Source organism: Stenotrophomonas sp. P5_A8 (genome assembly GCF_056400545.1).
In genome coordinates, this window is the sequence record NZ_JBFULB010000240.1 from 1 (window position 1) to 5,850 (window position 5,850).

At 65.4% G+C, this 5,850-nt stretch carries 5 protein-coding genes; 3 read left to right on the forward strand and 2 right to left on the reverse strand.

Features of this window, described 5'->3' with window-relative positions:
* Together acnA and bamE are read right to left on the reverse strand one after the other, a co-directional pair.
* A partial coding sequence (gene acnA / locus AC1DQP_RS15115) for an aconitate hydratase AcnA (RefSeq protein ID WP_478051921.1) occupies nucleotides 1-1,643 on the reverse strand: 1,643 nt, incomplete at its 3' end.
* Between the two features lie 249 nt (nucleotides 1,644-1,892).
* Nucleotides 1,893-2,270, reverse strand: coding sequence for an outer membrane protein assembly factor BamE domain-containing protein (bamE, locus tag AC1DQP_RS15120; RefSeq protein WP_478051922.1), 378 nt, complete (start codon nucleotides 2,268-2,270; stop codon nucleotides 1,893-1,895).
* Nucleotides 2,271-2,426: 156 nt separating this feature from the next.
* Between bamE and AC1DQP_RS15125 the strand changes: the two genes are divergently transcribed.
* The 3 genes from AC1DQP_RS15125 (at nucleotide 2,427) to acnB (ending at nucleotide 5,707) form a co-directional block, all read left to right on the forward strand.
* Nucleotides 2,427-2,651, forward strand: coding sequence for an AbrB/MazE/SpoVT family DNA-binding domain-containing protein (locus AC1DQP_RS15125; RefSeq protein ID WP_256777493.1), 225 nt, complete (start codon nucleotides 2,427-2,429; stop codon nucleotides 2,649-2,651).
* 7 nt (nucleotides 2,652-2,658) lie between these two features.
* Nucleotides 2,659-3,057, forward strand: coding sequence for a type II toxin-antitoxin system VapC family toxin (locus tag AC1DQP_RS15130; protein ID WP_256777494.1), 399 nt, complete (start codon nucleotides 2,659-2,661; stop codon nucleotides 3,055-3,057).
* A 64-nt stretch (nucleotides 3,058-3,121) separates the two neighbouring features.
* Nucleotides 3,122-5,707: a bifunctional aconitate hydratase 2/2-methylisocitrate dehydratase gene (gene acnB / locus AC1DQP_RS15135; RefSeq protein ID WP_256777495.1), complete on the forward strand. Its 2,586-nt coding sequence runs from the start codon at nucleotides 3,122-3,124 to the stop codon at nucleotides 5,705-5,707.
* The last annotated feature ends 143 nt before the right edge of the window (nucleotides 5,708-5,850 follow it).

Consider the following 5,850-nt stretch of genomic DNA (forward strand, 5'->3'; position numbering starts at 1 on the left):
GTCACCACCAGGTCGCCCGCGGCGATGCCCGCGCTGACTTCGGCCGGCAGCGGACCGGAGTTGCCGATGCAGGTGGTGCAGCCGTAGCCGACCACGTAGAAGCCGATCTTTTCCAGCTCGGTGAGTACACCGGCCTTTTCAAGGTAATCGGTGACCACGCGCGAGCCTGGGCCGAGCGAGGTCTTTACCCAGGGCTTGCGGTCCAGGCCCTTGGCGGCCGCGTTGCGGGCGAGCAGGCCGGCGCCGATCATCACCGCCGGATTGGAGGTGTTGGTGCACGAGGTGATCGCGGCGATCACCACCGCGCCATCCTTCAGCCGGAATTTCGTGCCGTCCAGTTCGACATCGCTGTAGCTCTTGGCCAGTTGCTCGTTGCCGACCGCCGCACCACCGCCTTCATTGACGAAGTTGGATACGTCCTCTGTGCGCTTGTCGCGGTTGGTGGTGAGGCCGACCAGGCTGTCGCGGTAGTTCTGCTTGACGTCCTCGAGCAGCACGCGGTCCTGCGGGCGCTTGGGGCCGGCCAGCGACGGCTTGACCGTGCCCATGTCCAGTTCCAGGGTGACGCTGTAGCTGGCGTGTGCGGTGTCGGCGTCGTGCCACAGGCCTTGGGCCTTGGCGTAGGCCTCGACCAGCGCGATTTGTTCCTCGCTGCGGCCGGACAGGCGCAGGTAGGTCAGCGATTCGCCGTCGATCGGGAAGATGCCGCAGGTGGCGCCGTACTCGGGTGCCATGTTGCCGATGGTGGCGCGRTCGGCCAGCGGCAGGTGCTGCAGGCCTTCGCCGAAGAACTCGACGAACTTGCCGACCACCCCGTGCTTGCGCAGCATCTGGGTGACGGTCAGCACCAGGTCGGTGGCGGTGGCGCCTTCGGGCATGCGTCCGGTCAGCTTGAAGCCGACCACCTGCGGGATCAGCATCGAGGACGGCTGGCCGAGCATGGCCGCCTCCGCTTCGATGCCGCCCACGCCCCAGCCGAGCACGCCGATGCCATTGATCATGGTGGTGTGGCTGTCGGTCCCGAATACGGTGTCCGGATACGCGATGGCCTTGCCATCCTTGTCCGCGGTCATCACCACGCGGGCCAGGTTTTCCAGGTTGACCTGGTGGACGATGCCGGTGTTGGGTGGCACCACCTTGAAGTTGTCGAACGCCTTCTGGCCCCAGCGCAGGAAGCCGTAGCGTTCCATGTTGCGCTGGAATTCGATCTTGCCGTTGAGGTCCAGCGCATCCGGCGTGCCGAATACATCCACCTGCACCGAGTGGTCGATCACCAGCTCGGAGGGAATCTGCGGGTTGATCTGTTCCGGGCGACCGCCGAGCTTGACCACCGCATCGCGCATCGCGGCCAGGTCGACCACGCAGGGCACGCCGGTGAAGTCCTGCAGGACCACGCGGGCCGGCATGAAGGCGATTTCAATATCCGGTTCGGCCTTGGGGTCCCACTTGGCCACTGCTTCGATGTGGTCGCGGCCGACGGTAGCGCCGCCGTCCTCGTGCCGGAGCAGATTCTCCAGCAGGATCTTCATCGAATAGGGCAGGTGGGAGATATCGAACTGCTGTCCGAGCTTGGGCAGGCTGAAGTAGTCGTAGGTCTTGCCGCCGACGTCCAGCTGGCTGCGGGTGGAGAACGAATCGCTCATGCGGGGTGACTCCTCTTGCGGATGGCTTGCAGTGGTCCGCGCGGAGCGGGCCTGCTTGCGTTTGCCGGCGGCCCTAGGGTACCGGATCGCAGCCAGTATGAGCGATCCCGTGCCACGCCATGGCCGGCCAGTGACAGAACACAAGGTTACACAGCCACATGTAGCGCCGGTGTCATCACAGCGGTGCGTCCAACGCAGACGGGGCGCACATGGGCGCCCCGTCGGGGAAGCGTTGCCGGGCGATGCCGGTTACTTGCCGTTGGCGGCGTCGATCAGCGGGTTGCCGGTCTTGCCCACCGCGTTGGACTTGGACTTGGCCGTGAGCACGCCGGTCTTGCCGAACTCGAACACGGTCGCTTCCTGGATGTTCTTGCCGAACGACTTGATCTTGACGAAGTCGTAATACCAGACCTGCGTGTCGCCCAGCTGCTCGCGCCGGCTCGGCGCGCCGAAGGCTTCGCGGACCTGCTCCTGGGTGGTCTTGCCGACCTGGGCGGCGTCCATCTGCTGCTGGGTGATTTCCGTGCCGGTGGTGTAGGCGCCGAACGGGTTGGCCTGGGCCGACGCGGTCGTCAGTGCCAGCGGGGCGGCAAACAGCAGGGCGAGGGTGAGGGTGGTGGCACGCATCGCGGGATGTCCTTTTCTATCGATGGGGCAGGGTTGCCTGCCGTTCAGTCTATCCCGCCGGCCGCGGCCCTGCCTACGTCGCCAGTCACAGAACATCGATTTGCCCTGAACCCATCAAGTACGTACAATTCATACATACTTTTTGAGGCGTACCCCATGGAAGCCACCGTAGCTGAACGCGGGCAGATCACCTTGCCCAAGGCGGTCCGCGATGCGCTGGGCCTGACCAAGGGCACCCAGTTGAAGGTCGAGCTGGACGGCAGCCGGATCATCCTGCGCAAGAGCGTGGACGATGCGATCTCGCGCGCCCGCGGCAAGTTCGCACTGGACGGCTTCGATTCGGCGCAGGCCGCCGTCGATGCGGTCCGCGACGAGGAATGAGCGCGGCATGATCGCTGTCGATTCCCCGGTCCTGATCGAACTGCTCAGCAACGGACCGCAGGCCGACGCGGTGGAGGCTTACCTGCGCCAGAGCCTGGTCGGCGGGCGCGTGGTGATCTGCGCGGTGACCCTGGCCGAGATCTGCGCCTCGCTGCGCGGTGGGGCCGAGGTGCAGGAAGCGCTGGAGGAAATGGGCATCCATTTCAGCCCGCTGGAGGCCAAGTCCGCCCTGCGTGCCGGCGAAATGCACCGCCGCCACCGCCAGCGCGGCGCCGGCAGGCGCGGCCTGGACGAATTCATGGTCGGCTCGCACGCGCTGTTGCAGTGCGATGGGCTGATCACCTGGAACGACACGTTTTTTCGCGACTACTTCAAGGGCCTGAAGCTGATCGTGCCGCAAGCCTGAGCCCACGCACCGTTTACCGCTGTATTCAACCGCAGTTTTTTCAAAGAATTTCCCGGGAGTTGTCATGTTGGAAGCCTACCGCCACCACGTAGCCGAGCGCGCCGCGCTTGGCATCCCGCCGCTGCCGCTGAGCGCCCAGCAGACGGCCGACGTCATCGAACTGCTGAAGAACCCGCCGGCCGGGGAAGCTGAGTTCCTGCTGGAACTGCTGACCCACCGCGTGCCGGCCGGCGTCGATGATGCCGCCAAGGTCAAGGCCTCGTACCTGGCCGCGATCGCCCTGGGCAGCGAAGTCAATGCGCTGATCAGCCGCGAGCGCGCCACCGAACTGCTGGGCACCATGCTCGGCGGTTACAACGTCGCCCCGCTGGTCCAGCTGCTCGATGACGCCACCGTCGGTGCGATCGCCGCCGATGCGCTGAAGAACACCCTGCTGGTGTTCGACGCCTTCCACGACGTGCAGGAAAAGGCCAAGGCCGGCAATGCCCACGCCCAGGGCGTGCTGCAGAGCTGGGCCGATGCGGAGTGGTTCACCAGCCGCCCGCAGGTGCCCGAAAGCCTGACCATCACCGTGCTCAAGGTGACCGGCGAAACCAACACCGACGACCTGTCGCCGGCCCCGGACGCCACCACCCGCCCGGACATCCCGCTGCATGCGCTGGCGATGCTGAAGAACAAGCGCGATGGCATCGAGCCGGAAGAAGACGGCAAGCGCGGCCCGGTGAAGTTCATTGAATCGCTGAAGGACAAGGGCCACCTGGTGGCCTATGTGGGCGACGTGGTCGGCACCGGCTCCAGCCGCAAGTCGGCCACCAACTCGGTGCTGTGGTTCACCGGCGAAGATATTCCGTTCATCCCGAACAAGCGCTTCGGCGGCGTGTGCCTGGGCTCGAAGATCGCCCCGATCTTCTACAACACGATGGAAGACGCCGGCGCGCTGCCGATCGAACTCGACGTGTCGCAGATGAACATGGGCGATGTGATCGAGCTGCGCCCGTACGACGGCAAGGCCCTGAAGGACGGCGCGGTCATCGCCGAGTTCAAGGTCAAGTCCGACGTGCTGTTCGACGAAGTGCGCGCCGGTGGCCGCATTCCGCTGATCATCGGCCGCGGCCTCACCGCCAAGGCGCGTGAAGCGCTGGGCCTGGCCCCGACCGATCTGTTCCGCCTGCCGATGGACCCGCCGGATACCGGCAAGGGCTTCTCGCTGGCGCAGAAGATGGTAGGCCGTGCGTGTGGTCTGCCGGAAGGCCAGGGCATGCGCCCGGGCACCTACTGCGAACCGAAGATGACCTCGGTGGGCTCGCAGGACACCACCGGTCCGATGACCCGTGACGAGCTGAAGGACCTGGCCTGCCTGGGCTTCTCGGCCGACCTGGTGATGCAGTCGTTCTGCCACACCGCCGCCTACCCGAAGCCGGTGGACGTCAAGACCCACCACACGCTGCCGGAGTTCATCTCCACCCGCGGCGGCATCTCGCTGCGTCCGGGCGACGGCGTGATCCACAGCTGGCTCAACCGCATGCTGCTGCCCGACACCGTCGGTACCGGCGGCGACTCGCACACCCGTTTCCCGGTGGGCATTTCGTTCCCGGCCGGTTCGGGCCTGGTGGCCTTCGCCGCCGCCACTGGCGTAATGCCGCTGGACATGCCCGAGTCGGTGCTGGTCCGCTTCAAGGGCAAGATGCAGCCCGGCGTGACCCTGCGTGACCTGGTCAACGCGATTCCACTGTACGCGATCAAGTCCGGTCTGCTGACCGTGGCCAAGGCCGGCAAGAAGAACATCTTCTCCGGCCGCATCCTGGAAATCGAAGGTCTGCCGGAGCTGAAGGTCGAGCAGGCATTCGAGCTGTCCGATGCCTCGGCCGAACGTTCGGCCGCCGGTTGCTCGGTGCACCTGAACAAGGAGCCGATCATCGAGTACCTCACCAGCAACATCACGCTGCTGAAGTGGATGATCGCCGAGGGTTACCAGGACGCCCGTTCGCTGGCGCGCCGCATCGAGAAGATGGAAGCGTGGCTGGCCAACCCGGAGCTGCTGCAGCCCGACGCCGACGCCGAATACGCCGCCGTCATCGAGATCGACCTGGCCGATATCCACGAGCCGATCGTGGCCTGCCCGAACGATCCGGATGACGTCAAGACGCTGTCGGACGTGGCCGGTGCGGCCATCGACGAAGTGTTCATCGGTTCGTGCATGACCAACATCGGCCACTTCCGTGCGGCGGCCAAGCTGCTGGAAGGCAAGCGCGACATCCCGACCAAGCTGTGGGTGGCCCCGCCGACCAAGATGGATGCTTCGGAGTTGACCAAGGAAGGCCATTACGGCACCTTCGGCACCGCCGGCGCACGCATGGAAATGCCGGGCTGCTCGCTGTGCATGGGCAACCAGGCACAGGTGCGCGAGGGCGCGACGGTGTTCTCGACCTCGACCCGCAACTTCCCGAACCGTCTGGGCCGCAACTCCAACGTGTACCTGGGTTCGGCCGAACTGGCCGCGATCTGCTCGCGTCTGGGTCGCATCCCGACCAAGGAAGAGTACATGGCCGACATCGGCGTGCTGGATGCCAGCAGCAAGGACATCTACCGCTACATGAACTTCGACCAGATCGAGGATTACCAGGACGTGGCCAAGACGGTCGCTGCCTGATGCGGTAGCCATCGACTGTTGGTCGATGGGATTCAACTGAAAACACCCGGCGCAGGCCGGGTGTTTTTTTGTGTGTGCGGTATTGGCCAGGAAAGGCGTTATGGCGCCGCTTCATGCCGTGCGCCCGGTGTCCAGTCCACCGA